This window comes from Bacillus sp. SIMBA_074 (genome assembly GCF_046534555.1).
Taxonomy (GTDB): domain Bacteria; phylum Bacillota; class Bacilli; order Bacillales; family Bacillaceae_G; genus Bacillus_A; species Bacillus_A mycoides.
Map to the genome: position 1 here is coordinate 1 of NZ_JAWRYM010000095.1, position 534 is coordinate 534.

General features: G+C 51.9%; 1 protein-coding gene. It reads left to right on the forward strand.

Annotated features, from left to right (window positions below; all coding sequences use genetic code 11):
- Window positions 1-534, forward strand: a 534-nt coding sequence (locus SB773_RS29970; RefSeq protein WP_410593826.1) for a DNA polymerase domain-containing protein, incomplete at both ends; no start/stop codon positions are given.

Genomic DNA, 534 nt, shown 5'->3' on the forward strand with positions numbered 1-534 from the left:
TCGGTAAACCGAAAGAAAAAGTTTACGCGGACGAAATCGCGAAAGCGTGGGAAACCGGTGAAGGTCTGGAACGTGTTGCGAAATACTCTATGGAAGACGCGAAAGCGACCTACGAACTGGGTAAAGAATTCTTCCCGATGGAAGCGCAGCTGTCTCGTCTGGTTGGTCAGCCGCTGTGGGACGTTTCTCGTTCTTCTACCGGTAACCTGGTTGAATGGTTCCTGCTGCGTAAAGCGTACGAACGTAACGAACTGGCGCCGAACAAACCGGACGAACGTGAATACGAACGTCGTCTGCGTGAATCTTACGCGGGTGGTTTCGTTAAAGAACCGGAAAAAGGTCTGTGGGAAAACATCGTTTCTCTGGACTTCCGTTCGCTGTACCCGTCTATCATCATCACCCACAACGTTTCTCCGGACACCCTGAACCGTGAAGGTTGCCGTAACTACGACGTTGCGCCGGAAGTTGGTCACAAATTCTGCAAAGACTTCCCGGGTTTCATCCCGTCTCTGCTGAAACGTCTGCTGGACGAAC